Genomic DNA, 1302 nt, shown 5'->3' with positions numbered 1-1302 from the left:
GTGGTATTATCCCCTTTAAGTAGACATTTGAAAAAACCTTCATGTTATCATGAGGGTTCAAGTGACACTTGGAGGGGATATTTTTATGGCCAAAAAAGGACAAACATTTCACACGTATACCGAAGAATTTAAATTGAATGCTGTTAGATCCTATGTCGAAGGTTCTTCAAGTTACAAGGTGGTCGCTGATCGCGAAGGAATTCGAAACTGTTCACAACTGAAGGTGTGGGTAAAAAAATGGAAAAACGGGGAAGCATTCGATGAGCGAAAAAACAATGTTCCGAATCCACTGAAAGGACGGCCTCGTACTGCCTTTAGCAGTGTAGAAGAGGAACGGGACTACCTTCAAGCACAGGTAGATTATTTAAAAAAGCGGTATCCAAATCTAGTAAAGGAGAAGCACTAAGCCAACGGGAGAACTACGATATCATAGACGAATTGCGTTGCTCGCATGGCATTACACGCCTATTATCGATTACAGGAATACCCCGTTCCAGTTACTACAAATGGCGAGCAACACAGCCACAGCGAGACGCAAGACAAGACCGTGAGCGTGAGATCAAAGAGCACATGATGGCTATTCATTTTGCAAATCGAGAGTTTGGTTATCCTCGCATGACAACGGCGCTCTGGGAGTCTGGTCTGAACGTTAATCACAAGAAAGTATGGCGAATCATGCGGGAACTATCGATCCAATCGGTAATTCGAAAGAAGCGGAAGAAGTCCAGCTATACGCCATCTGTGATTTATCCGAATCGCCTAAAGCGCAAATTTCATGCCACAGCACCTCAGCAAAAAATGGTGACGGATATAACTTATATTTCGGATGGAAACACATTCGTTTACCTGTCTGTGATTCAAGACTTGTTCAACAACGAAATTGTCGCTTGGCAATTATCTAAACGGAACGATGTTCAGCTCGTATTGGATACGGTGGAACAATGGACACAAAAAAGAGACGTTTCGGAAGCCGTGCTCCATTCGGATCAGGGCTTCCAATACACGTCTCAGGTGTACAACTCACGATTAGAAGCATTCGGCGTCAAAGGCAGCCACTCTCGCAAAGCAACCTGCCTGGATAACGCATGCATCGAATCTTTCTTTTCGCATCTCAAAACAGAGAAGCTGTACCTTATCCAGTGTAATTCAGAAGCCGAGATTCGACAAGCCGTGGAAGATTACGTGTACAATTACAACTACCGACGCTTTCAAGCCAAACTCAAACAGCGCGCACCGATTGAATATCGATGCGCGCTGGCAGCATAGCTTTTTTCATCTGTCTACTTGACAGGGGTATGACCA

2 protein-coding genes are annotated in these 1302 nt (G+C 44.4%); both read left to right on the top strand.

The genetic code is table 11. The features are described 5' to 3' along the window. Positions 1 to 85: 85 nt before the first annotated feature. Positions 86 to 406 carry a transposase gene (locus PAEAM_RS24155; protein ID WP_076319340.1) on the top strand — a complete coding sequence of 107 codons (321 nt, stop codon included), beginning with the start codon at positions 86 to 88 and terminating at the stop codon, positions 404 to 406. 20 nt (positions 407 to 426) lie between these two features. Further along, entirely contained in the window at positions 427 to 1266 is an 840-nt protein-coding gene (locus PAEAM_RS24150) for an IS3 family transposase (RefSeq protein WP_306821969.1), read from the top strand. Positions 1267 to 1302 lie beyond the last annotated feature (36 nt).

Origin of the sequence: Paenibacillus sp. GM1FR, assembly GCF_002803315.1 — a bacterium.
Lineage (GTDB): Bacteria > Bacillota > Bacilli > Paenibacillales > Paenibacillaceae > Paenibacillus > Paenibacillus amylolyticus.
This window is presented reverse-complemented; position numbering and strand designations above follow the sequence as displayed.